The 26,121-nt window shown below is 57.0% G+C and carries 27 protein-coding genes; 18 read left to right on the forward strand and 9 right to left on the reverse strand.

Translation table 11 applies throughout. The annotated features are described in order from the left end of the window. Positions 1-78: 78 nt before the first annotated feature. From sucC to mdh, 3 genes are all read right to left on the reverse strand, one after another. Entirely contained in the window at positions 79-1,272 is a 1,194-nt protein-coding gene (gene sucC, locus ACR0NW_RS16575; RefSeq protein ID WP_170654678.1) for an ADP-forming succinate--CoA ligase subunit beta, read from the reverse strand. 364 nt (positions 1,273-1,636) lie between these two features. Continuing rightward, the gene (locus ACR0NW_RS16580; RefSeq protein ID WP_480451503.1) at positions 1,637-2,944 is read right to left on the reverse strand and encodes a Hint domain-containing protein; all 1,308 of its coding nucleotides are present in this window, start codon (positions 2,942-2,944) and stop codon (positions 1,637-1,639) included. Positions 2,945-3,372: 428 nt separating this feature from the next. Continuing rightward, on the reverse strand, positions 3,373-4,335 hold the full coding sequence (gene mdh, locus ACR0NW_RS16585; protein ID WP_170673531.1) for a malate dehydrogenase: 963 nt from the start codon (positions 4,333-4,335) through the stop codon (positions 3,373-3,375). Positions 4,336-4,494: 159 nt separating this feature from the next. On the opposite strand from mdh, the gene ACR0NW_RS16590 reads away from it, so the two are divergent. Then, positions 4,495-5,250, forward strand: coding sequence for a sulfite exporter TauE/SafE family protein (locus tag ACR0NW_RS16590; protein WP_480451501.1), 756 nt, complete (start codon positions 4,495-4,497; stop codon positions 5,248-5,250). On the opposite strand, the gene ACR0NW_RS16595 is transcribed toward ACR0NW_RS16590, so the two are convergent. Beyond that, positions 5,247-5,552: a hypothetical protein gene (locus ACR0NW_RS16595; protein ID WP_480451499.1), complete on the reverse strand. Its 306-nt coding sequence runs from the start codon at positions 5,550-5,552 to the stop codon at positions 5,247-5,249. The genes ACR0NW_RS16590 and ACR0NW_RS16595 overlap by 4 nt on opposite strands. Before the next feature lie 180 nt (positions 5,553-5,732). Between ACR0NW_RS16595 and ACR0NW_RS16600 the strand changes: the two genes are divergently transcribed. The 11 genes from ACR0NW_RS16600 (at position 5,733) to ACR0NW_RS16650 (ending at position 14,198) form a co-directional block, all read left to right on the forward strand. Then, positions 5,733-6,590: an HpcH/HpaI aldolase/citrate lyase family protein gene (locus ACR0NW_RS16600; protein WP_480451497.1), complete on the forward strand. Its 858-nt coding sequence runs from the start codon at positions 5,733-5,735 to the stop codon at positions 6,588-6,590. 7 nt (positions 6,591-6,597) lie between these two features. Further along, positions 6,598-7,152, forward strand: a complete 555-nt coding sequence (locus tag ACR0NW_RS16605; protein WP_480451496.1) for an NnrU family protein — start codon at positions 6,598-6,600, stop codon at positions 7,150-7,152. Positions 7,153-7,164: 12 nt separating this feature from the next. Then, positions 7,165-7,371 carry a DUF1737 domain-containing protein gene (locus ACR0NW_RS16610; protein WP_480451495.1) on the forward strand — a complete coding sequence of 69 codons (207 nt, stop codon included), beginning with the start codon at positions 7,165-7,167 and terminating at the stop codon, positions 7,369-7,371. After that, a complete protein-coding gene (locus ACR0NW_RS16615; RefSeq protein ID WP_480451493.1) occupies positions 7,371-8,399 on the forward strand; it encodes a MaoC family dehydratase in 1,029 nt (342 codons plus the stop codon). Before ACR0NW_RS16610 ends, ACR0NW_RS16615 begins: the two co-directional genes overlap by 1 nt. An 88-nt stretch (positions 8,400-8,487) precedes the next feature. Further along, on the forward strand, positions 8,488-9,150 hold the full coding sequence (locus ACR0NW_RS16620; RefSeq protein ID WP_480451491.1) for a DUF1194 domain-containing protein: 663 nt from the start codon (positions 8,488-8,490) through the stop codon (positions 9,148-9,150). 212 nt (positions 9,151-9,362) lie between these two features. Beyond that, positions 9,363-9,749 (forward strand): succinate dehydrogenase, cytochrome b556 subunit, encoded by a 387-nt coding sequence (sdhC, locus tag ACR0NW_RS16625; RefSeq protein ID WP_170654698.1) that lies wholly within the window; start codon positions 9,363-9,365, stop codon positions 9,747-9,749. 12 nt (positions 9,750-9,761) lie between these two features. Further along, a complete protein-coding gene (gene sdhD, locus ACR0NW_RS16630) occupies positions 9,762-10,133 on the forward strand; it encodes a succinate dehydrogenase, hydrophobic membrane anchor protein (RefSeq protein WP_480451489.1) in 372 nt (123 codons plus the stop codon). A gap of 18 nt (positions 10,134-10,151) precedes the next feature. Further along, positions 10,152-11,957 carry a succinate dehydrogenase flavoprotein subunit gene (gene sdhA, locus ACR0NW_RS16635; protein ID WP_480451487.1) on the forward strand — a complete coding sequence of 602 codons (1,806 nt, stop codon included), beginning with the start codon at positions 10,152-10,154 and terminating at the stop codon, positions 11,955-11,957. Between the two features lie 12 nt (positions 11,958-11,969). After that, a complete protein-coding gene (locus ACR0NW_RS16640) occupies positions 11,970-12,749 on the forward strand; it encodes a succinate dehydrogenase iron-sulfur subunit (protein WP_480451485.1) in 780 nt (259 codons plus the stop codon). A 135-nt stretch (positions 12,750-12,884) separates the two neighbouring features. Further along, positions 12,885-13,031 (forward strand): hypothetical protein, encoded by a 147-nt coding sequence (locus tag ACR0NW_RS16645; RefSeq protein ID WP_480451483.1) that lies wholly within the window; start codon positions 12,885-12,887, stop codon positions 13,029-13,031. A gap of 321 nt (positions 13,032-13,352) precedes the next feature. Then, a complete protein-coding gene (locus ACR0NW_RS16650) occupies positions 13,353-14,198 on the forward strand; it encodes an urea carboxylase-associated family protein (RefSeq protein ID WP_480451481.1) in 846 nt (281 codons plus the stop codon). 50 nt (positions 14,199-14,248) lie between these two features. Here ACR0NW_RS16650 and deoD read toward each other — a convergent pair whose 3' ends face one another. The 3 genes from deoD to ACR0NW_RS16665 form a co-directional block, all read right to left on the reverse strand. Further along, positions 14,249-14,962, reverse strand: coding sequence for a purine-nucleoside phosphorylase (deoD, locus tag ACR0NW_RS16655; RefSeq protein ID WP_480451480.1), 714 nt, complete (start codon positions 14,960-14,962; stop codon positions 14,249-14,251). Positions 14,963-14,976: 14 nt separating this feature from the next. After that, the gene (locus ACR0NW_RS16660) at positions 14,977-15,294 is read right to left on the reverse strand and encodes an H-NS histone family protein (RefSeq protein WP_480451478.1); all 318 of its coding nucleotides are present in this window, start codon (positions 15,292-15,294) and stop codon (positions 14,977-14,979) included. Between the two features lie 107 nt (positions 15,295-15,401). After that, positions 15,402-17,369 (reverse strand): methylmalonyl-CoA mutase family protein, encoded by a 1,968-nt coding sequence (locus ACR0NW_RS16665; protein ID WP_480451476.1) that lies wholly within the window; start codon positions 17,367-17,369, stop codon positions 15,402-15,404. Positions 17,370-17,515: 146 nt separating this feature from the next. On the opposite strand from ACR0NW_RS16665, the gene ACR0NW_RS16670 reads away from it, so the two are divergent. The 6 genes from ACR0NW_RS16670 to ACR0NW_RS16695 all read left to right on the forward strand — a co-directional run bounded on the left by ACR0NW_RS16670 (position 17,516) and on the right by ACR0NW_RS16695 (position 24,428). Beyond that, a complete protein-coding gene (locus ACR0NW_RS16670; RefSeq protein ID WP_480451474.1) occupies positions 17,516-18,904 on the forward strand; it encodes a 1-acyl-sn-glycerol-3-phosphate acyltransferase in 1,389 nt (462 codons plus the stop codon). 113 nt (positions 18,905-19,017) lie between these two features. Continuing rightward, positions 19,018-20,304 (forward strand): crotonyl-CoA carboxylase/reductase, encoded by a 1,287-nt coding sequence (ccrA, locus tag ACR0NW_RS16675; protein WP_170654716.1) that lies wholly within the window; start codon positions 19,018-19,020, stop codon positions 20,302-20,304. Positions 20,305-20,667: 363 nt separating this feature from the next. Further along, complete coding sequence (locus tag ACR0NW_RS16680) at positions 20,668-21,387, forward strand: helix-turn-helix transcriptional regulator (protein ID WP_170654718.1); 720 nt, start codon at positions 20,668-20,670, stop codon at positions 21,385-21,387. 83 nt (positions 21,388-21,470) lie between these two features. Further along, positions 21,471-22,109, forward strand: a complete 639-nt coding sequence (locus ACR0NW_RS16685; protein ID WP_170654720.1) for an acyl-homoserine-lactone synthase — start codon at positions 21,471-21,473, stop codon at positions 22,107-22,109. Between the two features lie 61 nt (positions 22,110-22,170). Beyond that, positions 22,171-23,703: an ATP-dependent DNA helicase gene (locus tag ACR0NW_RS16690; protein ID WP_480451472.1), complete on the forward strand. Its 1,533-nt coding sequence runs from the start codon at positions 22,171-22,173 to the stop codon at positions 23,701-23,703. Beyond that, complete coding sequence (locus tag ACR0NW_RS16695; protein WP_480451470.1) at positions 23,700-24,428, forward strand: SDR family oxidoreductase; 729 nt, start codon at positions 23,700-23,702, stop codon at positions 24,426-24,428. Before ACR0NW_RS16690 ends, ACR0NW_RS16695 begins: the two co-directional genes overlap by 4 nt. Positions 24,429-24,431: 3 nt before the next feature. Here ACR0NW_RS16695 and ACR0NW_RS16700 read toward each other — a convergent pair whose 3' ends face one another. Together ACR0NW_RS16700 and ACR0NW_RS16705 are read right to left on the reverse strand one after the other, a co-directional pair. Further along, positions 24,432-25,196, reverse strand: coding sequence for a TIGR02186 family protein (locus ACR0NW_RS16700; protein ID WP_170654725.1), 765 nt, complete (start codon positions 25,194-25,196; stop codon positions 24,432-24,434). 1 nt (position 25,197) lies between these two features. After that, entirely contained in the window at positions 25,198-26,121 is a 924-nt protein-coding gene (locus ACR0NW_RS16705; protein ID WP_170654726.1) for a sulfite exporter TauE/SafE family protein, read from the reverse strand.

A 26,121-nucleotide genomic window follows, 5' to 3' on the forward strand; every position in this document is an offset into this window, starting at 1 on the left:
TTCTCCTATTTTAGGCGGGCCGCGGCCTGCCAGAATTCTTCAGAAAGGCGAGCCGAAGCCCACCCCACGGAATTAAGATTAGCCTTTGACGGCTTTCACGATCTTCTCGGCACCGTCTTTCAGGTTGTCCGCCGCGATCACGTCCAGGCCAGAGGTGTTGATGATCTCTTTGCCCTTTTCGACATTCGTGCCTTCCAGACGCACGACCAGCGGAACTTTGAGGCCGACCTCTTTCACCGCTGCGACAACGCCCTCGGCGATGACGTCACAGCGCATGATGCCGCCGAAGATGTTGACCAGAATGCCTTTGACCTGCGGGTCCGAGGTGATGATCTTGAACGCTTCGGTCACTTTCTCTTTGGTCGCACCGCCGCCCACGTCGAGGAAGTTGGCAGGCTCGGCACCGTACAGCTTGATGATGTCCATCGTTGCCATCGCCAGACCCGCGCCGTTGACCATACAGCCGATCTCGCCATCCAGCGCGATGTAGTTCAGGTCGTATTTCGACGCTTCCAGTTCCTTGGGGTCTTCCTCGGTCGTGTCGCGCAGCTCGGCAATATCCGGATGGCGGTAGACCGCGTTGCCGTCAAAGCCGACCTTGGCGTCCAGCACCTTCAGGTCGCCGCCGTCGGACACGATCAGCGGGTTGATCTCCAGCATCTCCATATCCTTCTCGATGAAGGCATTGTAGAGCTGGTTCATCAGCTTGACGCATTGCTTGACCTGAGCACCTTGCAGGCCCAGCGAAAAGGCAATGCGGCGGCCGTGATAGGGCTGATAGCCCGTCGCGGGATCGACCGAGAAGGACAGGATTTTCTCGGGCGTGGCTGCGGCCACCTCTTCGATGTCCATGCCGCCTTCGGTCGAGCAAACGAACGAGATGCGGCTGGTCTGACGATCCACCAGAAGGGCCAGATACAGTTCGCGTTCAATCCCCGAACCTGCTTCGATGTAAATTCGGTTGACCTGCTTGCCGACCGGGCCGGTCTGATGGGTGACCAGCGTGCGGCCCAGCATCTTCTTGGCTTCCTCGGCGGCTTCCTCGACCGATTTGGTCAGGCGCACGCCGCCTTTTTCCCCGGCATCGGCTTCCTTGAACGACCCCTTGCCGCGCCCGCCCGCATGAATCTGTGCCTTAACCACCCAAAGGGGGCCGTCCAGTTCACCGGCAGCCGTCTTCGCCTCTTCCGCGCGCAGAACAACGCGGCCATCCGAGACCGGAGCCCCATAGCTGCGAAGAAGGGCTTTGGCCTGATATTCGTGAATGTTCATCGAAATTGTCCCGTCTGACTACGATTACACCGATATAGGCGTGTCTAGGGATCAAGTTTAAAGGGTTTTTTGACGTGTAACGGTTTTTTGTCGAAGATTTTTCATATTTGTGATCACGGGTTTTTGGGGTGTGATCACAAAACTGAACTTGCACGCAAATGATTCGAAATTTGCAGGCAAGCAGGGAAAAACGCATCCAAAAAAGACGTTTGCGCCAACATTACCGACGTTGAGCGCGAAGACCGCAACTTAGCATATTTGCTGAATGACCCAAGCCACCGGTCATGGCCGATGTCAATCGGCGCCGGGATTTGCGAAAGCCATCAAGAACAGGCGCCAGAGATGCAATCACACTTCCGAATTATCAGCTTTCGGCCTGCGCCATATCCACCAGCGGTTTTTCGTTGGTCTGATGCCGCGCTACGAACTTGCTCAGCCTGCGCCGATCCGGGACAACCTTTGCCGTTGCGGTCAATAACCCTTGCGTCTCGGCATCCGGAAAAATGGCCCGGATCTCGTCCAGTGCATCCTGCCCAAGCGTTTTGCGCGCCTCTTCCCCCAACAACAACGTTTCGCTGGGCAAACCGTTCGCGAATACGACTTCGTGGCGCTGGCACAGGAAATGGACGTAAGTGACGCAGTCTGCATTTGTGTCGACGCAGACACCGGGAAGGTCGGTTAGCTTCACCGCCGGAATCAGAATTTCCCGGTCGCCAAACATACGTTCAGCTATTGGGGACCGGGCCATGACGCGGTGCTGTCTTGAAACATGCAGATCGGTTTTGGGATACCCGTCCCCAAGCGCATCGGCATGAATGACGATCGGGCGAAGGTTGGGCTTTGCCTGCAACTCGTTTGCGTGAATTGTCCGGGCATTGATCCAACGTATCGTTTGCGGTCCGTTGTCCAAGGTCAGGACTTCGTCACCGGGTGCAAGATTTTCCACAGGTACAGGCCCGCTTGGGGTTTCGATCAGGGTTCCTGCGGAAAAGCAAACGGTATTGGCTGTCAGATCCACATCGTCGATGTAAACCTCACCAGCGTTTCCGCCGGTTCGCCCGCCCATGACGAAATCCCAGCCATCCTGGCTGGTGGTTATCCATTCGTTACCCGGAATGGAGCCGCTGACGGTGTCGGGACCAAAACTGGCCGTTACGTTTCCAGAGGCATCGACGCTGACTGAAAAATCTGCAGCAGCAGGCGAGCTCATGTCACTGACCGAGGTGGAGCCAATGACCGCGCCGTTCCAACGGATTTCAATCACGTTGCCTGAATAACCAGCTGTTCCCCAGTTAAAGGGGGCAAGGCGAATGGAAAGCCCGGTTGAAACCCCCTGTTCCTCGGTCGAGCTCAGCGATGCCGGGTCGCCAAGATTGAAAGTCAAACCGTCGGATTCGCCATCGCCCCACGGGCCGGGCGCGGTTGTGAAATCCAACGTCATATTGGCGTCAAAATGGTTCACCCGTTCCGATCCGGTGAGGTTGGCGTTGAGGTCCAGCCGGTTTTCCTCACCCTGTCCCGAATAAAAGACAAACTCATTGTCGCCATCGCCAGAATTGGGCGAGTTGAGAACCCCCAGATTGGTACCGTTTGTTCCGTATTCTGTGGCGCCGTTAAGATTGTCGCCGTCGCCGTCGGGATCAAATGTATTGGTGTATGTAAAGGTTCCCAAAACAAACGCTCCTTGTTTCAAGCGAAAATCAAAAAATCACTCGGGACTTGTCCAAAGTCGCCGAGGCTATCTACTGAGATTGTGGCAAAATTCCAGTTTTGATGAGAAAAAAGCTTTAAATTACAAATGTTTACGTAACGTAATGCCTCGAGTTCCAGTTAATATTTTTCTTGCCCGGTCATTCGGTATGAGCAGCAGTAAATCAAAAGCCGACGTGCTGAGGTGGTTCGATGAGTCCTTGCCGGTAAATACCAAACCTGTCGCTCGATGCCGGGCCGAGGCAAAAGCCCTAGGGAACAAGGCCAATGATTTTCTGTTCCGGGCTGATTCATCAAAAAAGAAGCCCCGTCAAAATTCTGACGGGGCTTCGGAATATCAATGCTTGTCACGTGGACCGGCGTCGGTTCACGATAAATCGCTGACCTGTATTATCCCAGCGAGCTGTCGATGCCTTTGCAGGCTTCGATCAGGCCCTTCACGGCGTTGACCGAGTTGTCGAAACCGGCCTGTTCTTCTTCGTTCAGCTTGATGTCAACGACACGCTCGATGCCGCCCGCGCCGATCACGGTGGGTACGCCCACATACATGCCTTCAACGCCCAGTTCACCGTCACAGTAGGCGGCACAGGGCAGAACGCGTTTCTGATCTTTCAGATAGGCTTCAGCCATTTCGATGGCCGAGGTTGCGGGGGCGTAGAAAGCCGAACCGGTTTTCAGCAGGCCAACGATTTCGGCGCCGCCGTCACGGGTGCGCTGCACGATGGCGTCCAGTTTTTCCTGTGTGGTCCAGCCCATCTCGACCAGATCGGGCAGCGGGATGCCCGCAACGGTCGAATAGCGTACCGACGGCACCATGGTGTCGCCGTGACCGCCCAGTACAAAGGCAGTGACGTCGCGCATGGACACGTTGAACTCTTCCGACAGGAAATGCGCGAACCGGCCCGAATCCAGAACGCCAGCCATGCCACAGACCTTGTTGTGTGGCAGGCCCGAGAACTCGCGCAGAGCCCAGACCATCGCGTCCAGCGGGTTGGTGATGCAGATGACAAACGCATCCGGGGCGTTGGCAGCGATGCCTTCGCCGACCGATTTCATCACTTTCAGGTTGATGCCCAGCAGGTCGTCGCGGCTCATCCCCGGTTTGCGGGGCACACCTGCGGTCACGATGCAGACGTCGGCACCAGCGATATCCTCGTAGGACTGGGTGCCTTTCAGCTTGGCGTCAAAGCCTTCGGACGGACCGGATTCGGCGATATCAAGCGCCTTGCCCTCCGGGGTGCCCTCGGCGATGTCGAACAGGACAACGTCACCAAGTTCTTTCATAGCTGCGAGGTGGGCGAGCGTGCCGCCGATCTGACCTGCGCCGATCAGCGCGATCTTGGGTCTGGCCATTTGGAATCTCTCCGGTCGGTTTTGAAATCGCGATTTTGCTAGTCGCTAAAACGGCATTGCGCAAGGGTTCCGCGACGCGGCATGCGACCGCATACCGTTTGCGCCTGTCCGGCCGATTGCGCTAAAGGTCCTGAGAAACCGGGGTTTCGGGGCCGCCGCATGTTCGAATTGGATCTGACGTTTTTTGCTGTGGCGATCCCCGCTGTGATCTTTGCGGGTATCTCCAAGGGCGGCTTCGGCTCGGGCGTGGCCTTTGCCTCGGCCTCGATTCTGGCGCTGATACTTGAACCCGGACAGGCGCTTGCGCTGATGCTGCCGATCCTGATGATCATCGATCTGGCCACACTCCGCCCCTACTGGAAACGCTGGAGCTGGCCCGACGCCCGCCTGCTGATGTTGGGGGCGGTGCCGGGGGTGGCGCTGGGCGCGTGGCTCTATCGTGTAACCGATGCCGACCTGCTGCGCCTGTTGATCGGCGGCATTTCCGTCGGGTTCGTCCTCTGGCATCTGGCGCAATCCCGCGGCTGGATGAAACCTGCCGCGCGCCGCCTGCCAGCAGCCGCGGGCCTGTTCGCCGGGCTGGTTGCCGGTTTTACCAGCTTTGTCAGCCATGCCGGTGGCCCGCCCGCCGCTGTCTACCTCTTGTCACAACGCCTGTCGAAAACCCAGTTTCAGGCGTCCACCGTTCTGGTCTTCTGGGCCGTCAACATCGCCAAGTTCATCCCCTATGCCTATCTGGGCATGTTCACCTGGCACACCGCCCTTGCCGATCTGCTGCTGGCGCCCTTTGCCGTTCTGGGCGCGTGGCTGGGCGTTCGCGCCCACTGGATGATGTCCGAACGCCTGTTTTTCGGCATCGCCTACGTGCTGCTGACACTCACGGGCACCAAACTGATCTGGGATGCGTTGAGCTAGACGTTGGGCGGCAACCCCTCGGCCAGCGCCTCATACCCCTGACCAGAGGCGATCAGGCAGGATGTTCCATCCGGCAAGGTCACAACAATGGTCCAGCTGCCGGTCCCCTCGGATGCAAAAACCTCCATCACCGCACCTTGCCGGGCCATGCCCATGCCCCGGCGTGTCTCGCCATAAGTCTCGGCCAGCCGCTGGATCACATCTGCGCGCGGCGCGCAGTTGCGGGGTTGGGCGTTCAACTGCTGCGCTGCCAGAACCATGATCCCCAATCCCATGGTCATCTTGAAAACTGTATTCTTCATCTCCGGCCCCTTCTTTCATCCGATGCTCAAAAGGGTGCCGCACTCCTTGCGAAATACCGTTAAGGCGGCGTGCGTTGCGCCGCCCGCAGCGTCAAATGCTGCATCGCGGCGATTTTGCGCTTGAACTTTCCGACAAAAAATGCCCCATTCCGCGCAACTTTATTTCTCTGGGAGAAGCCAATGGACCCGCGCCAGCGCCCCTATCGTTCCGTTCTTTACATCCCCGCCTCAAAAGAGCGGGCGCTGGACAAGGCCCGTAACCTGCCGGTCGATGCGATTATTTTCGATCTGGAAGATGCAGTTGCAGCGGACGAAAAGGACAACGCGCGGGAAACCCTCAAGGCTGCACTGGCGACCGGTGGATATGGTGAACGTGTCAGGATCGTGCGAATCAACGGGCTGGACACCGAATGGGGCCGCGCCGATGCCGAGGCCGTGCGGGATATGGACGCCGATGTCGTCTTGCTGCCCAAGGTCAACTCTGCTGCGGATGTGGATGCGCTGGCGGCCATCACCGGCGATCTGCCTATCTGGGCCATGATGGAAACGCCGCGCGGGATGCTCAATGCGGCTGAAATTGCCGCCCATCCACTGATGGCCGGGTTTGTCATGGGAACAAACGATCTTGCCAAGGAACTGCAAACCCGCTTCCGCCCTGATCGTTTGCCGATGATGGCCTCACTTGGCCTGTGCCTTCTGGCCGCCAAGGCCGAAGGGCTGATTATTATCGATGGCGTCTACAATGCCTTCAAGGATGACGAGGGGCTGGCCGCCGAATGCGCGCAGGGCCGCGACATGGGTTTTGATGGCAAAACCCTGATCCACCCGGCCCAGGTCGAGGTCACCAACGCCGCCTATGCCCCCTCGGATGCAGAGATCGATCTGGCCCGCCGTCAGATCACTGCCTTTGAAGAGATCGAGGCGCAGGGGCAGGGGGTTGCCGTTGTCGATGGCAAGATCGTTGAAAACCTGCACGTTGTAACTGCCCGCGAAATTCTGGCAAAAGCAGAGGCGATAGTAGCTTTGCAAGCGGGGTAAGCCAGCAATGGGCTTTGTTTTGTTAATTCTGGGCGTGGCGCTTTGGTGGGCCGCGCATCTGTTCAAACGTGTGATGCCTGAACAGCGTGCCGCAATGGGCAACGCGGGCAAGGGCGTTGTGGCGCTGGCGCTGGTGGCGTCGATCCTACTGATGATTTTCGGCTATCGCATGACCGATTTCATCTACGTCTGGTCGCCGCCGTCCTTTATGATTCACATCAATAACCTGTTGGTTCTGCTTGCGATTTTCATGATGAGCCCCGCCGGAAGCAAAGGTAAACTGCTGAACGGAATGCGCCATCCGATGCTTGCGGGTTTCAAAGCGTGGGCATTTGCGCATTTGCTGGTGAACGGTGATCTGGCCTCGATCGTCCTGTTCGGCGGGTTGCTGGCATGGGCCGTGGTCGAAGTGATCGTGATCAACAGATCTGAACCCGACTGGACCCCGGGAGAGCCCGGAACATATGGCAAGGATGCCATGTTCTTCGGGGCCTCAATCGTGCTGATGGGTATCATCGGCTTTATCCATTGGAAGCTGGGTTATTGGCCCTTTGGCGGTTAAGGAACTGACATCATGGCAAAACTCTATCGGTTGCTAACGGAAGAAGACACCTCGGCCTTCTGCCACAAGGTTTCAGATGCGCTGGCAAAAGGGTGGGAGTTGCACGGCTCTCCTTCGTATGCATTCGACCCGGCCAACAACGTGATGCGCTGCGCGCAGGCGGTTACCAAAGAGGTTAAGGCCGACTACTCACCCGAAATGAAACTGGGACAGCAATAATGGCGAAAACAAATCCGGGCCACTTTTTCGAGGACTACTATGTCGGGCAGGTCCTGCACCATGCGGTGCCGCGCACCGTAACCGATGGCGAGCGTGCGCTTTATCACGCGCTCTATCCGGCGCGCCATGCGCTCTACTCCTCGGACGAGTTCGCCCGGAATTGTGGCCTGCCACAAAGTCCCATCGACGATCTGGCCGCATTCCACGTTGTGTTTGGAAAGACGGTCCCGGATATATCCCTCAACGCAGTCGCCAATCTGGGCTATGCCGAGGGGCGCTGGCTGAAACCGGTTTATCCCGGCGATACGCTTCGGTCCGAATCCGAGGTGATCGGCCTCAAGCAGAATTCCAACGGCAAGACCGGCGTTGTCTGGGTCCGCACCCGGGGTCTGAACCAGCGCGACGAGGTGGTGATCGAATATGTCCGTTGGGTGATGGTGCGCAAATCGAACCTCGACGCCCCCGCGCCGGACACCGTTGTGCCCGAACTGAAAAAAGCGCTGGATCCGCAGGATCTGTTGGTGCCGCAGGGGCTCGATTTCTCGAAGTACAGCTTTGTACAATCCGGAGAGTCGCACCGCTGGGATGATTACAAAACTGAAGAAACGATCGATCACATCGATGGTGTGACCGTAGAAGAGGCCGAGCACATGCTGGCCACCCGTCTCTGGCAGAACACCGCCAAGGTGCATTTCGACCTGACCTTCCGCCCCGATGGTCGCCTGATCTACGGCGGCCACGTCATCTCGATGGCGCGGGCACTGTCTTTCAACGGGTTGGCAAATGCACAGATGATCGTCGGCCTTAACGGTGGCGCCCATGCAAACCCCTGTTTTGCAGGCGACACCATCAAGGCCTGGAGCGAAGTACTGGACAAGGCCGAAACGGATGTGCCGGGCGTCGGAGCAATCCGTTTGCGTCTGGTTGCAACCAAGGGCGGTGACCCGTTTGTGCTGCGCTCGGATGACGGTAAATATAGTCCCGATGTTCTGCTCGATCTGGATTATTGGGCGCTTATGCCCATGTAATAAAGGGCTTTTCAGCCCGTGGCACAGTCATTGTACCACCTGACATTCATGTGATCGCAGACGCCATATTTCATGCTAGTCTGCGATCATGAAAGCTCTGCGTTGCCTTGCTGTGTCCCTATGCCTCGCGCCTCCAGCGGCGGCCTGCGATCTGGCCCTGGCATTGGCAGTGGACGTGTCGGGGTCGGTGGATTCCAATGAGTTCCGAATACAGATGGACGGCCTGGCTGAGGGATTGCGTGATCCGGTTGTCTCCGAGGCTCTGGTTCGGTCAAACGCGCGCCTGATGCTAGTGCAATGGACCGGCGCATCGCGACAACAGATCACCATTCCTTGGACCCATATCGACAGCTTTGACAGGCTCGAAGCTTTCGCACAGCAAGTTGCGCAGGACCCAAGGATCTGGCGAAACTTCTCTACCGCGATAGGAGAAGCCCTTGAAACCACGATACCTGCGTTTGAAGAGGTTCAGGAATGCGACAGGCATCTGATTGATATCTCAGGGGACGGCATTTCAAATGAAGGGATCGAGCCCGCCAAGCTGCGCCAATCCCTGCGCAGTCACGGCATCACGGTGAATGCAATTGCAATTGAAGAAAGTGAGCCAGATCTTACGGCGTATTTCTTCGAAAACGTCATAGTCGGAGAAGGCGCATTTGTTGTTTCAGCGGCGGGTTTCCGGGATTATCCTGAACGTATCCGCAAAAAACTACTGCGTGAGGTCACGCAGCAAACCGCTGGCCTACGCTGAATTTCAGATTCGTGATCACAAGTGCGCCACGTTGATATCGCTCACATAGTTAGCTTGGCCATTGGTTTGTGATCACATGATCATTTTGCGTGATCACATACCTTCGATATCTGTAGACATGCGTCAATTTTCGCTTCTTTTTGCACTTGCAGCGCGTGACAGTGTCGCAAAATGCGGTAAAACGTTCGGTAGCCAACCGGAAAGGAGCCACCATGGCCGATGTGAATCGGGGCAATCGCCCGCTCTCACCACACCTGACGATTTATCGTCCTCAGCTGACCTCGGTCACCTCCATCCTGACCCGGATCACGGGGAACGCGCTGATCGTTGCCGCTCTGCTGATCGTTTGGTGGTTCCTTGCTGCTGCAACTTCACCCGAAGCTTACGCCTTTGCCAATGGGGTCATCACCTCAGTGTTAGGCGATCTGGTCATGGCGCTGTCGCTTTGGGGTATCTGGTATCACACGCTGGCAGGTGTCCGGCATCTGATCTGGGACAACGCCATCGGGCTGGACATCCCCACCGCGTACAAGCTGGGCTGGGCGGTCGTGATCGGATCGTTCATCCTGACCATCCTGACCCTTCTGATTGTCGCATAACGGAGGCGGACGATGCGTTATTTAACAGACCGCAAACGCGCTGTTGGCATGGGCTCGGCCCAGTCCGGGACCGCTCATTTCTGGGCCATGAAGGTCAGCTCGGTGGCTTTGCTGATCCTTGTGCCCTTGTTTGTCTTCACGTTCGGACCCGTTCTGGGACAACCGTATGACGTGATGCTGGATTATTATTCGCGACCATTCCCGGCCATCGTGGCCGCGCTGACCCTGATCGTTGGCTTCAAGCATTTCGCTGACGGGGCGCAGGTGATGATCGAGGATTACGTGCATGGGCTCATGCAGAAGATTCTGATCATTCTGGTGATCTGCTTGTCCTACGCCGCCGCTGCGACTGGCCTGTTCGCCATCGCGCGCATCGCCCTTTAAAGACCGGAGCTGAAAGAAATGGCTGCTTACGAATACGAAACGCACGAATATGACGTGGTCGTGGTCGGCGCCGGTGGTGCGGGTCTGCGGGCCACGCTGGGCATGGCCGAACAGGGATTGCGTACTGCCTGTGTGACCAAGGTTTTTCCAACTCGTTCACATACCGTTGCTGCGCAAGGTGGTATCGCGGCGTCCCTGTCGAACATGGGCCCCGATAACTGGCAGTGGCACATGTACGATACCGTTAAAGGGTCGGACTGGCTGGGTGACACCGATGCGATGGAATACCTCGCCCGCCACGCGCCCAAGGCCGTTTACGAACTGGAACACTATGGCGTTCCTTTTTCGCGCACCGAAGAGGGCAAAATTTATCAGCGTCCCTTTGGCGGCCACACGACCGAGTTTGGCGAAGGCCCTGCCGTTCAGCGCACCTGCGCCGCCGCTGACCGGACTGGCCACGCCATCCTGCACACACTTTATGGCCAATCGCTGAAGAACAACGCCGAATTCTACATCGAGTATTTTGCCATCGACCTGATCATGTCTGACGATGGTCAGTGTCAGGGCGTTGTCTGCTGGAAGCTTGACGACGGCACCATGCATGTCTTCAATGCCAAGATGGTAGTGCTGGCAACCGGCGGCTATGGTCGCGCCTATTTCTCAGCCACCTCGGCCCATACCTGCACCGGTGACGGTGGCGGTATGGTGGCCCGTGCCGGGCTGGCCCTGCAGGACATGGAGTTCGTGCAGTTCCACCCGACCGGCATTTATGGCTCGGGCTGTCTGATCACCGAAGGCGCGAGGGGTGAGGGCGGTTACCTTACCAACTCGGAAGGTGAGCGGTTCATGGAGCGGTACGCGCCCCAGTACAAGGATCTGGCGCCGCGCGACTATGTCTCTCGCTCGATGACGATGGAAATCCGCGAGGGTCGGGGTGTTGGTAAAGATGGTGATCACATACACCTGAACCTCAGCCACCTGCCAGCCGAAGCGCTGCACGAGCGTCTGCCGGGTATTTCGGAATCGGCCAAGATCTTTGCCGGTGTTGATGTCACCAAGGAACCCATCCCGGTTCTGCCTACCGTGCACTACAACATGGGCGGCATTCCCACGAACTATTGGGGTGAGGTTCTGAACCCGGTTGCTGACGATCCGAACGCCGTCGTTCCGGGACTGATGGCCGTGGGCGAGGCGGGTTGCGCATCTGTTCATGGCGCAAACCGCCTGGGTTCAAACTCGTTGATTGACCTTGTGGTCTTTGGCCGGGCGGCCGCCATTCGGGCGGGCAGGGTGGTGGACCCCGAGGCCCCGAACCCGGTGCTGAATCAGGCTTCGGTCGATCAGGCGTTTGACCGTTTTGATGCGATCCGCAATGCCAGCGGTTCGATCCCGACCGCCGACCTGCGGCTTGAAATGCAGAAAACCATGCAAGCGGATGCCGCTGTTTTCCGTACGGCAAAAACAATGGCCGACGGCGTTGAAAAAATGACGGCCATTGCGGCCAAGATGGATGACATCCAGGTTTCCGACCGCAGCCTGATCTGGAACAGCGACCTGATGGAAACGCTTGAGCTGACCAACCTGATGCCGAACGCGCTGGCCACGATCATCGGTGCCGAGGCGCGCAAGGAATCCCGTGGTGCCCACGCACATGAGGACTTCACTGAGCGGGACGATGAGAACTGGCGCGTTCACACGATCAGCCATATCGACGGCAACAAGGTCGACCTCAGCTATCGTCCGGTCATCGTTGACCCGCTGACCACCGAAGACGAAGGCGGCATCAGCCTCAAGAAAATCGCGCCCAAGGCGCGGACCTTCTAAGGAGAGGAACACATGGTACAATTGACCCTCCCGAAGAATTCGCGCATCACGACCGGCAAGACATGGCCTAAACCTGACGGTGCGACCAATGTCCGTAAATTCCAGATTTACCGCTGGAACCCGGATGACGGCCAAAACCCGCGCGTGGATACCTATTTCGTCGACATGGACGATTGCGGGCCAATGGTTCTGGACGCGCTCATTTATATCAAGAACAAGGTCGACGCGACGCTGACCTTCCGCCGCTCCTGCCGTGAAGGCATCTGCGGGTCTTGTGCGATGAATATCGACGGGATCAACACGTTGGCGTGCATTTATGGCATGGATGAAATCAAGGGTGATGTGAAAATCTATCCCCTGCCGCATATGCCGGTGGTCAAGGATCTGATCCCCGATCTGAACCATTTCTATGCTCAGCATGCCTCGATCATGCCGTGGCTGGAAACCAAGACCAACCGCCCGGCGAAAGAGTGGAAGCAGTCGATCGAAGATCGCAAGAAACTGGATGGGCTTTATGAGTGCGTGATGTGCGCCAGCTGCTCGACCTCGTGCCCCAGCTATTGGTGGAACGGCGACCGGTATCTTGGCCCGGCCGCGTTGTTGCATGCCTATCGCTGGATCATCGACTCGCGGGACGAGGCAACGGGTGAGCGTCTGGATCAGCTGGAAGACCCATTCAAGCTCTATCGCTGCCACACCATCATGAACTGCGCCAAGACCTGCCCCAAAGGTCTGAACCCCGCAAAGGCAATTGCCGAAATCAAGAAGATGATGGTGGAACGGACCGTCTGAACAAAAAATGAAAAAGGCACTGGCCGCGTTGCGGCTGGTGCAATGCGTTGTTGCGAAATTGTACGGTGTAGCCGCTTCGCCAACAGCCTAGGCTGATCCTTGGGGAGGAGTGATCAAACTAAAAAGGTCACCCCAATGGACAAGAGCCGTAATTCAAAAAAAACGGATGCAGCAGAGGCGCTGAAACTGCTGGAGCAGGCATGGGCCTATTACATACCTGAACCGGTTTATCCGGCATCCGAGCATGAACCTGAGCTTTTCGAATATGCAAACGCCGCCTGAAGCTTGGTGCGTTAAAGTCGATTGAATTTATCGAAGGAAATGGGCAAACCAAAAGAATGCCCATTCTTCTTTTGTTACTTGCCGCCGGTGTATTTGCCTACTTCCTGTGGCGCGCGCGGACAACAACTCTGACTCGGGATTGCCGGTGGCGACAACACCGCAAGGAAGGCCGATGGGTTTGTACCTACTGCGGTGCCAAATCAGAAGGTGACGCTCAGCCGACGCAATGTCTGCGAAACAGGTCTTAAATCCACTTACGTGTCAGGGTTTCCTATTCGGGCAGTTTGCGCCAATCTGCGTGAAACTTCCGAAAGGGCAATCATGAGCCACCCACCATCCGACGCCAACGCTCGGCGCGCAATCGCCCCTGTCATCTGTTATCCGAATGATACGCTGCCCAAGCCAGATCTGGAATTGTACAGCAAGGCCCGTGTAGAAGCCGAAAAGGTTTCGGAAACGGTGGTCCCACCGCGTGATGCGCGATGCTTTGAGGTTCCGGCCGGACATTTCTTTCGCATAACTTCAGTAGAAGGCCCGCAGGTCGGTGATCTGAACCTCTGGAATCGTGACGATCTGTTGGAACGCTTCTATTCCGGCAAGACCCGGGCGTTGCACGGTACCCATATATCCACCGGCGAACGTATGTGGTCGAGCTTTCCGTATCTGCGACCGATGGCAACGGTCACAGAAGATACTCTAAGCTGGTATGGCATTGATCAGTATGGCGGTTCGGTTCATGACGTGATTGGAACCCGGTGCGATCCCTATACGGGCAATCTACTTTCCGGATCGCAATACCATCACTGTTGCCACTCCAACCTGACGCGGGCACTGGCGGACCACTTGTCCATTCCGCTAGCCGAAGCTGAACCGCATGTTCACGACGTTCTGAATGTTTTCATGTGCACCGGGTTCACCCGCGACACGGGGCAGTATTTCATGAAAGCCTCACCGGTTCGACCCGGCGATTATCTGGAGTTCTTTGCCGAGATCGACCTTCTTGGCAATCTCAGCGCCTGCCCGGGCGGCGATTGCTCGTCGGAACATTCATCCGATACTGCGGCCTGCTATCCGCTACTAGTGGAAGTGTTTGCGCCGAATAACAGCGCACTGTCAGATTGGATAAGCCCTGCCCGAAACGGGTACGACCGCACGCACGGAGGCTGAGGGCGAATTCGAAGAATCCGGGGGAAGGGAGGTTTCGCCCGGATTCAATTTTATGCAGCGTCAGGAAATGCCGCCTGCAGAGCGATCTCGACCATATCGCCAAAGCTGCTTTCGCGCTCCGACGATGGCAAGGCCGCGCCAGTCAGTAGGTGATCCGAAACAGTCAAAACGGCCAGAGCCCGGCACTTGTGCCGTGCGGCGAGGATATAGAGCTCTGCCGCCTCCATCTCGACTCCGAGAATTCCGTGGCGCACCATCTGTTCATTCAGGTCGGGGCGTTCGTCATAGAAAACATCCGAGGAATAGATGCCGCCGATGTGGGTTGGCGTGCCTTTCGCCTGTGCGGCCTTCGCGGCGGCCTGCAACAGCCCCCAATCTGCACAGGGGGCGAAATTCAGCTCTTTCATGATGCCATGCGACGGCGTGCTGAGTGTGGTGGACGTCATCGCAAGAATGACATCACGCACATCAATGCTTTCCTGCATTCCCCCGCATGAACCAATTCGGATCAGGGTTTTTGCGCCAAAGTCGCGGATCAGTTCATTCACGTAAATGGACAGCGACGGCATTCCCATTCCGCTGCCCTGAATGGTGACCGGAAATCCCTTCCAGGTTCCGGTAAATCCCAACATTCCGCGGACGTTGTTAATTTGCCGGACGTCGGTCAAAAAAGTCTCGGCCGCCCATTTGGCCCGATATGGATCACCTGGCAGCAATACAGTTTCTGCGATGTCGCCTTTTTCTGCGCCTATGTGAATGGTCATCTTCGCCGCCTCGATCAGATTTCCAGATCAGATATGTCGGCCCCGGCTTTCAGCGCATCATGCACCCATTGCGGTTTGCGACCGCGCCCAGACCATGTCTGGTCGGAATTGGCTGGATTGCGGTATTTGGCCTTTGCCTTTGCACCTTTTGCCGAACGGCGCGCATCCCCAGACAATTCCGCAAGCGAAAAGCCATACTCTGCTGCTGCCTTTTCGGCAGCCTCAAGCGCCTCACGGCGTTCGCGTACTTCTGCCTCTTTCAAAGCATCGTCTATATTGCCCCGCAATTCGGTCAATTCCTTGCGGGTCATTTTACTCAGATCGATTCCCATCATTATCTCCGTAGGGCGAAAGCCAATTAGGTGGCCAATTTTTTGGCCACCGTAATTACATACATCGCCATTATCCATCCCTCAATTATTTGAGAAGGACGTCGGAGTTATTCAGCGGCAATATCCTTGGGATCGGCCAGCGTTATGATGTCGCCCATTATCGAATTCAATTCGAAATTCTTCGGCGTATAGATTTTGGCTACACCCATTTCGCGCAGTCTTTCTGCATCATCATCGGGAATAATGCCGCCAACCACCACTGGAAGTTCCCCAAGCCCCGCTTCGCGCAGGCGCACCATCACGTCCTCAACCAGCGGAAGGTGGCTGCCGGACAGGATCGAAAGACCGATCACATGGGCTTGTTCCTCTGCGGCCGCCTTGACGATTTCCTCGGGCGTCAGACGGATGCCTTCATAGCTGATGTCCATCCCGCAATCCCGCGCGCGGAACGCGATCTGTTCGGCGCCGTTCGAATGGCCATCCAGCCCTGGCTTGCCGACTAGGAATTTCAGGCGGCGACCCAACTGATCGCTGACGGCATCCACTGCGGCACGCAGATCGTCCAGTCCTTCGGTCTTGTTGGAAACCGATCCCGATACACCGGTCGGGCCACGATAGGTGCCATAGGCTTTGCGCATTTCCTCGGCCCATTCGCCTGTGGTTACACCAGCTTTGGCGGCTGAGATCGATGGTTCCATAATGTTGGTGCCGGCTTTTGCCGCCTCGCGCAGTGCGGCCAGCGCAGCCTCGACCGCCAGACTGTCGCGTGAGGACTTCCAATCATTGAGGCGATTGATCTGCTCCTGCTCGACTGCCGGATCGACAACCATGATGCCGCCATCCTCGGTCTGAAGGGGCGAGCTTTCGCCTTCGATCCACTTGTTCACACCGACGACAACCGTTTCGTTCCGCTCGATGCGGTTCAGGCGTTCAGCATTCGAATCAACAAGACGGGATTTCATGTATTCGATCGAAGCAACCGCGCCGCCCATGGATTCAAGATTGGCCAGTTCGGCCCGCGCGCCGTTTTTCAGCTCTTCGACCTTGGCATCGACAACCTGATTGCCGTCAAACAGATCGCCATATTCCAGCAGGTCGGTTTCATAGGCCAAAATCTGCTGCATCCGCATCGACCATTGCTGATCCCATGGGCGCGGCAGACCCAGCGCTTCGTTCCAGGCCGGCAGCTGCACTGCCCGTGCGCGGGCCTTTTTGGAAAGCGTCACCGCTAGCATCTCGATCAGGATGCGATAAACGTTGTTTTCGGGTTGCTGTTCGGTCAGGCCCAGCGAGTTCACCTGTACCCCATAACGGAATCGGCGGAATTTGGGGTCCGTCACGTTGTAACGCTGTTCAAGGATTTCGTCCCAAAGGTCGACAAAGGCGCGCATTTTGCACATTTCAGTGACAAAGCGGATGCCCGCATTCACAAAAAATGAGATGCGACCGCAAAGGGCCGGGAAATCTTCGGCTGGTACGCGTGGGCGCAATTCGTCCAAAACCGCAATCGCAGTGGCCAACGCATAGGCCAGTTCCTGCTCGGGCGTCGCACCCGCTTCCTGCAGGTGATACGAACACACGTTCATCGGGTTCCATTTGGGGACGTTGGTGTAACAGTACTCGGCCACATCAGCGATCATCTTGAGGGATGGCTTGGGCGGGCAGACATAAGTTCCGCGGCTCAGGTATTCTTTGATCAGATCGTTCTGAACCGTACCCTGCAGGCTGGAGACATCCGCACCCTGTTCTTCGGCAACGGCGATATACAGGGCCAAAAGCCACGGCGCCGTTGCGTTGATGGTCATTGAGGTATTCATCTGCTCAAGCGGGATCTGATCGAACAGAACACGCATGTCACCCAGATGGCAGATGGGGACGCCCACCTTTCCCACTTCGCCGCGCGCCAGAGTGTGATCGCTGTCGTACCCGGTCTGGGTGGGCAGATCGAAGGCCACGGAAAGGCCGGTCTGACCTTTCGCCAGATTGGACCGGTAAAGCTGGTTCGAGGCTTTGGCGGTGGAGTGACCCGCATAAGTCCGGATGAGCCAGGGGCGATCTTTCTGCGTCTGCGTCATGACAAGGGCCTCGTGCTTGAGTGGGCAATAATATTTCACTGTAGCGTTCTAAATCGCAATTTTTGGGATATGTCAATTCGCTGCGTTGCGGCATCCACAGGTTTCTTCAGATTGTTCCCGCTGGCGATTGGTGGCAGGGTGCAGCTATGTGGCAAACCGTAGAAGTTCCGATTTGGCTGTTTGTGTTGATCGTCGTGTTTGCTGCGGTCACATTCGCCTCGCATTTTCTTTTTCCATCCGTTCGTTGGTTTTTTCGGCGTCGTTTGGAACGGGCAGTCGCAAGGCTGAATCAACGGCTGCAGCGCCCGATACAACCGTTCAAGCTGGCGCGACGTCACGATATGATTCAGCGCCTGATCTACGATCCTCAGGTCGGTAAGGCGGTTCAGGAACATGCGCGCGAAACTGGTATCCCCGAGGCGGTCGCGTCGGAACAGGCTCGCAGGTATGCGCGGGAAATCGTGCCGTCGTTCTCGGCCTTTACCTATTTCAGCTTTGCCATCCGGCTCGCGCGCTGGCTGAGTAATGCCTTTTATCACGTTCGGCTGAGTTACGAGGACGAAAAGGCGCTGAAGGACATTGATAGTGATGCAACGGTTGTGTTCGTCATGAATCACCGCAGCAACATGGATTATGTTCTGGTCACCTATCTGGCTGCACAACATTCGGCACTGTCTTATGCGGTGGGGGAATGGGCGCGTGTCTGGCCGCTTAGCCGTCTTATCCGGGCGATGGGAGCGTATTTCATTCGCAGGAAATCCGGAAGTGAGCTCTATCGCCAGGTTCTGGCCTGTTACGTACGGCATGCGACCGAGGCCGGTGTGACGCAAGCCATGTTTCCCGAAGGCGGGCTGAGTCTGACCGGCGGCCTTGGGCGACCGAAGCTCGGGTTGTTGAAGTATATTCTTGACGGTACCAGCATCGATGGAAAAGACGTCGTTTTTGTTCCTGTCGCGCTGAACTATGACCGGGTTCTCGAGGATACGATACTTACCCGCGCGGCGCTGGGCAGCGAAAGGCGCTTCCGGGCAAGAATCGGGGTCATCACGCGATGGTTTCTCAAGCAGATCTGGTTGCGCCTGATCGGGCGCTACCGCGGATTTGGTCTGGCTTCGGTGCGGTATGGTACTCCGATTTCTTTACGCACCTTCAGAAAGGGTACGGAGCGGGATTTGATGACCGATCTGGCGCGCGAGCTGATGGCAAGGATTGGCGCTGCCATCCCGCCAGTTCCGGCACCTGCCGCGTGTCGGCTTGTTCGCGAGAACGGGTCTATGCCGGAGGAGGTCGTGAAAGAACGGATCTGCAAAATTCTTGAGCGAAATGGCGGCCAGCCCCAAAGCTGTATTGAAGATACAAATGCGGCCATTGAGCAGCTTGTGGAGCGGAGAGTCCTTTGCCGTGCAGAGGGCCTGTTATTGCCTTCGATCGAGCGGCTGGACCTGATGGAGTATTACGCCGCATCGGCCCCGGTCGTTGACGATATCTCGGATGCTGCGAGTGCAAAGGAGATTTCTGCATCCGCTGGGTCATAAAATTACAAAACTACGCCCAAAAACTATTGCATTGTTTCTTTGAGGCTAATATTTCCTCCTTTGAGGTTCGCGATTCTGCGTCGCGGCAACGGAATTGAACAAAGGAGGCCACCATGGCTTTGGACACGGACAGCGGTATCGCGTCATACGAGGCACCCGAAAAAGACCTCTATGAGATGGGAGAGATCCCTCCGATGGGCTACGTGCCCAAACAGATGTATGCCTGGGCCATCCGCAAGGAGCGCCATGGTGAGCCGAACACGGCCATGCAGCTTGAAGTGGTCGACGTCCCAAAGCTCGACAGTCACGAAGTGCTGGTTCTCGTGATGGCGGCGGGTGTGAACTACAACGGCGTTTGGGCATCGTTGGGCACGCCGATCAGCCCGTTTGATGGTCACAAGGCACCCTATCATATCGCGGGGTCGGATGCGTCGGGCATCGTTTGGGCTGTTGGTGAAAAGGTCACTCGCTGGAAAGTCGGCGATGAGGTCGTGATCCACTGTAATCAGGATGACGGTGACGACGAACATTGTAACGGTGGCGACCCGATGTATTCGGATTCGCAGCGCATCTGGGGTTATGAGACGCCCGACGGCTCGTTCGCGCAGTTCACCAATGTTCAGGCACAGCAGCTGATGCCGCGTCCGAAACACCTGACCTGGGAAGAAAGCGCCTGCTACACTCTGACTCTGGCAACCGCCTACCGGATGCTGTTCGGACACGAGCCGCATGACCTGAAGCCGGGCCAGAACGTTCTGGTCTGGGGCGCGTCGGGCGGTCTGGGCTCATACGCGATCCAGCTGATCAATACGGCGGGTGCGAATGCGATCGGCGTGATCTCGGACGAAAGCAAGCGCGACTTTGTCATGGGGCTGGGCGCCAAGGGAGTTCTGAACCGCAAGGACTTCAACTGTTGGGGTCAGCTGCCGACCGTAAACACACCGGAATATGCCGAGTGGTTCAAAGAGGCCCGCAAGTTCGGCAAAGCCATTTGGGACATCACCGGCAAGGGCGTGAACGTTGACATGGTGTTCGAGCATCCGGGCGAAAGCACTTTCCCGGTTTCCACCTTTGTTGTGAAAAAGGGCGGCATGGTTGTGATCTGCGCCGGTACCACCGGTTACAACCTGACCTTCGACGTGCGTTACATGTGGATGCATCAAAAGCGCTTGCAGGGTTCGCACTTTGCACATCTCAAGCAGGCGGCAGCGGCCAACAAGCTGATGGTCGAACGGCGTCTTGATCCGTGCATGTCCGAAGTGTTCACCTGGGCCGATCTGCCCGAGGCACATATGAAAATGCGCCGGAACGAACATAAACCTGGCAACATGTCTGTTCTCGTTCAGGCACCGCGCACTGGTCTGCGTACGCTGGAAGAAGTTCTCGAAGCGAAAGACTGATCGCGCAAAAAACACGACTGGAAAGCCCGCGAATCGCTTCGGTGAGTCGCGGGCTCTTTCATTGTGAAACCAGCCTCAGGAGTTTCAGTCTGTTACAATTCTGCGTCTCGCTATTTTTGGGGAGTAGAAACCGGTGAATATTCGCACCAGTGCCATACATGCTATGGTTGTGTTAACCTTTCGTTAACTCTTTCGGAGAGACCCTGATGGCGCAAAATGAGTGGATACTGGACGTACTGTCGGATCTCAGAACTTTCGCCGCCGCGAATGGGATGAGTACGCTTGCCGAACAGCTTGATGACACCAAGCTGATCGCCGCAACCGAGATCGCGTCCCAACAAGATGAGGCACGGGCGCCAGTTTATGGGAACGAAAGTCGAATTGAGCCAGGTCCTGGGAGATTTGGAAGACACCAACTCGCTTGAAGACTTAGAGCGAATAGCGATTTCCATCAGGGACAGGCTTGGTGTTGCCCATATCATCTATCACTGGGTAGACAGCGCCGGCGATCAATATGGGTGTACCACCTATCCGGATGCCTGGGCTGAACGGTACCTGGAAAGAAATTACCACAGAATCGATCCCGTAATTCTGGGGTGCTTTCAAAGGTTCCAGCCGGTTGACTGGAAAACGCTGGATTGGTCGGGCAAAATCGCCAAGGCGTTCTTGCAGGATGCGCTGAGTCACGGGATTGGGAATCAGGGCTATTCAATTCCCATCAGAGGGCCGAACGGTCAGTTTGCTCTGTTTACCGCCAACCATAGCTGTGATGACGAAACCTGGCAGGGTTTTATGAAGACCTATGGCCATGACCTGATTCTGATTGCACATTTTTTTAACAAGAAAGCGCTTGAATTCGAAAGCGACCGGACACCTGAAACGTCTTGCTCATTGTCTCCGCGGGAAGTCGATGCAATGACCTTGCTTGCGCTGGGATACAGCCGTGCACAAGTCGCGCATTCATTATCGATTTCCGAGCATACGTTGAGGGTTTACATCGAAAGCGCGCGCTTCAAGCTTGGGGCGCTTAACACCACCCACGCCATTGCAACGGCAATGAGCAGAGGCTTAATAGTGGTTTAACGGGCGTTCGGTAGTCACACGGTAAATTAACCACAGGTTTGTACCCCCTTTGTTCCAGACATGGACGACAAGGGGAACAAGTCATGCTGCGTTATGTGTATGCCGATGAATTATTCAAATATCCGAAACTTGCTGAAGGGATGTTTCAGGATCGCGCAGATCAGTTCAAGACTCGGCTGGGGTGGGACGTTCAGATCAACGAAAAGGGTGAAGAGCGGGATGAATACGACGACCTGAACCCTCTTTATGTGATCTGGGAAGAAGAAGATGGCAGTCATGGCGGTTCGATGCGAATACTGCCGACAACGGGCCCGGTCATGGTCAATGATGTGTTCGGTCACCTGACCGGGGGCAAACCTGTTCGCAGCCCGCTGATCTGGGAGGTGACGCGGTTCTGCCTGTCCCGCAAGGCCAGCGCCCGGACCGCGGGCGCAATCATGCTGAGTGGGGGCGAGGTCATGGAAGGTTTCGGGCTGACCCACATCGCCGGGGTATTTGACGCACGTATGGTTCGCATCTATCGGCTGATCGGCTCGTCCCCGGTTATTCTGGGTTCGGAAGGTGAAGGCCGGGATCAGATTTCCGTTGGCCTATGGCCGTATTCCCCGGCAGATTGCGCGCGAGTGGCTGAAAGGGCGGGTATCCCCAGGGAATTGTCACGCATGTGGTTCAACGCGGCTTTCGGGAAGATGGCCAAACCCCGGTTCGCCCTTTCCGCCTGATGCCCGCGAATTCCTTATTCCGCATCTGGTGATGGGTCGCGCGGCCCTGTAGGGTCGCGCCATGTCCTTGTCGAATGTGACCTTTTCCGAAGATCAGGCGACCGCCTATGACAGCATCGCCGAGATGCTGAAAACAGCTGGAATCGACCTTGAAGACGACGCCCTGCTGCGGCCACCGGGCGGCGGGAAATCCGGGGTTATGGCGGTAATCGGTAAAGCAGGCTCCGGAAAAACGCTGCTGCTTGCCGAGCTTTACAAGGCACTCGCCGAGGCGGGTGTAAATGTTGTGTCCGGCGATTACGAAAGCCGCAAGTCCAAGGACAAACGCAGCCTTGCCATTCTGGCCCCAACGAACAAGGCGGCCAGTGTTTTGCGATTGCGCGGGGTCCCGGCGACCACGATCCACCGCATTCTCTATACGCCCGTATATGACCCTGAATATGAGCGGATTGCGGAATGGCTTGCTGGCAACGGGGACCGCCCCGAGATCGAGGGCCTGACGGATGAGGCACTGGATCGAGCGGCTGCCTTTTACGAGAAAAACAAGTCGATCCCCGGGGCTCTGGCCGCAGCAGGTTTGCGGGGGTCGGATTTCATAACCGGTTGGAAACGCAGGGACGAACCGTTGGACATCGGATTCGTGGACGAGGCGTCGATGTTGGACGATCGGCAGTTCGAGGACCTGCAGGAGATCTTTCCGACGCTTCTGATGTTTGGCGATCCGGCACAGCTGGCGCCTGTCAATCAGTCCGGATCGATGGTCTTTGACGGGTTGGCAGAGCCGCGAAAGTTGACCCTGCACCGCGTCCACCGACAGGACGCGGACAATCCGATTTTGGACCTTGCGCATGCTTTGGCCGACCCGGTGATGGGGTTTGAAGAATTCGAGCACCTGATTGAACAGACCTCGCGCAAGGATGATCGCGTGATCTGGGGCCAGCGGGTCGAGGTCGATTTGATGGCCCGCAGCCCGGTTCTGGTCTGGCGCAACGCAACACGGATACGATTGATAAACGCGTTCCGGCATGTTCACGGTGCGCCTGAAACGGAATTGCTGGAAGGCGAGCCGCTGATTTGCGACGGAATTGAACTGCCGCTGAAGCACCGCAAAAAACGCCTCGACCTCGAAGCGCGCGGGCTTATCAAAGGCGCACAGGTCATCTATCTGGGGCCGGGACGGAAACCGGGGTTTTCCCGGCTGCATGTTATCGGCGCCGAGGACCCGCAGGTCAGTGCCGCATCCATCGTCAAAATCGAAAAGCCGGACGAGGAAGAGCCGTTCATCCCCTACGCCGCGCGCATGGGGGCCACATTCCTGCACGGCGCGGCGGTCACGATTCACAAGGCGCAGGGATCGCAATGGAACACGGTACAGGTCTTTGCCCCGGATATCTATGCGGCCGCCAGAATGGGCCGGACCGAGGCCGGACAGCCCTTGTGGAAACGTCTGGCCTATGTCGCGATAACCCGCGCTCAGGAACGCCTGATCTGGGTCGTGCGCAATCGTTTGGCCAAACCAACACACGAACTGCGTGTGGATGATCTGCGGCAGGTTCCGGCTGCATCCCTGACACTGGAGGCGGAAGAAACATGAGTTCAATCATCGTGACCGGTGCAAGCTCGGGCATAGGCCGGGCCACTGCCGAGCTGTTTCTGGAACAGGGATGGACTGTGGGCCTTTTGGCGCGCAGCGGTGGCGTTCTGTCGGAGATGGCTGACCAATACGAAAACGCTGTTCCGCTGACTGCGGACGTGACGGACCCGCAGGCAGTCGACGCCGCCTTTCTGTCATTTGCACAAAAGGCCGGGCGGCTGGATGTGCTGTTCAACAATGCCGGTGTGTTTACCCCAGCAGGAAAGATTGACGAAATCGCGCTGGAGGATTGGTATCAGACAGTCAACGTTAATCTGAATGGCATGTTCCTGTGCGCGCGGGCAGCTTTCAGCACCATGCGCAGCCAGTCTCCGCAAGGGGGGCGTATCATCAACAACGGATCCATCGCGGCACATGTGCCGCGCCCGAACTCGGTCCACTATACGGCAACCAAACACGCGATCACCGGCCTGACCCGTAGCCTTTCTCTGGACGGGCGTGATCTGAACATCGCGTGTGGTCAGATCGACATCGGCAACGCGAGAACGCCCATGGTGCAGGGGTTGGTCGATGCGGCGATAACACAAGGGCAGCAGCCCGACCCGACCATGGCTGTCGAAGACGCGGCCCGTTCCGTTCTACACATGGCGACGCTGCCGCCCGAGGCGAACGTACAGTTCATGACCGTGATGGCGACAACAATGCCGTATATCGGGCGCGGCTGACGATCAGTTCTCGCGCAGCAGACGGAATGCCGTGGACGCGCTCCAGCCTGCGGCAATGGCAATCGCCAGAGACATCAGGCCATAAACCATCGGGTTTTGCCGTGACAGGTTGTAAAGAAAACGTTCCAGTCCGACCTTGCGCACATCGATTGCGGTTTCCAGCTGTGAAATGACCTCTCCCCCGCGCGTCAGGAAAATCCGGGCGACGTACTCGCCCTCGGTCAGATCCGCAGGCATCTCGATTGAGGTGCGAAACAAGGTCTGCTGATCCACGGCCACCGTGTCTTCGCGAATGGAATACAGGTGCTCCTTTTCACGGATGCGAACGACCGCATCAGCAAATGACTGTGCTTCGCGGATATGCATAGCAGCCCCAACCGAGCGAATGGCCCGCTCGATGGAAATGCGATACCGCAGGTCTTCGGTATCGGTAAGCACCTGATCGAACGGTGCACTGGTTGCGACTGCGTAAAAACTGGGGGCCGAGTCCACCAACACGCTGTCCACATTCACCCAGATACCGAATTTCTTTTCCTTGCGGCGCACCATCACCGGTTCGGATGGGCCGGACACTGCAACGACCACTTCCAGCGGTGGGCCCGATGGAATTGGGGCTTCACGTTTGACTGCACCAAAGATCAGGATATCGGAGCCGTCGAAATTGGCGGTAATGGCAACACGGTCCTGACTGAGGCCAAGAACAACCTGTTCCCCGTCAGCAAGAGCAGAGGAACACAACAGACAGAAAACAGCGATCAGACGCAACATCTCAGTGCCCTCCGTCCGTGCCAAGTGAATACAGCTCCGACGGCTGAAGAAGCAGTTCCAAAGCCAGCTTGCCGCAGACGGCCAGAACCATGAGGGCAAGCAAAATGCGCAACTGCTCGGCTTTCATGCGCGCTCCGATCTGGGTACCGATCTGGGCTCCGATCACCCCGCCCACCAGCAGCAGAACGGCCAGCATCACATCAACCGTATAGTTGGTGGTCGCGTGCAGCATCGTGGTGAATGCGGTAACAAAGATGATTTGGAACAGCGACGTTCCCACCACGACCTTGGTCGGCATCCCCAGAATGTAGATCATCGCCGGAACCATGATGAATCCGCCGCCGACGCCCATAATTGCGGACAACACGCCAACGCAAAGGCCGACGACCAGCGGTGGGATGACCGAAATATACAGGCCAGATGTCCGAAACCGCATCTTGAGGGGCATCGCATGAACCCATCCGCGCTGACGGCGTTTAGGCGGCGGCGCTCCATCGGCCTTGCGCAGCTTGCGGATGGCGTTGAGGCTTTCGATGAACATCAGCCCACCGATGACCCCCAGAAACACCACATAGCAAAGCTTTACCAGCAGATCGACCTGACCGAGGCTTTTGAGATAGTTGAACACCACCACGCCAAGCGCCGCGCCGATTAATCCGCCTATCAGCAATACCGTCCCCATCCTGAGGTCCACGGTCTTTCGTCGGAAATGGGCCAGAACGCCCGAAAATGATGAGGCGACGATTTGGTTCGCTTCGGTGGCAACCGCGACGGCTGGAGGAATCCCGATAAAGAACAGCAGCGGTGTCATCAGAAACCCGCCCCCGACTCCAAACATTCCGGAAAGGATGCCCACCAGACCACCAAGGCCCAAAAGCAGGAACGCGTTAACTGATACTTCGGCTATCGGTAAATAGATCTGCAT

It is taken from the genome of Ruegeria sp. CF5 (assembly GCF_056537325.1).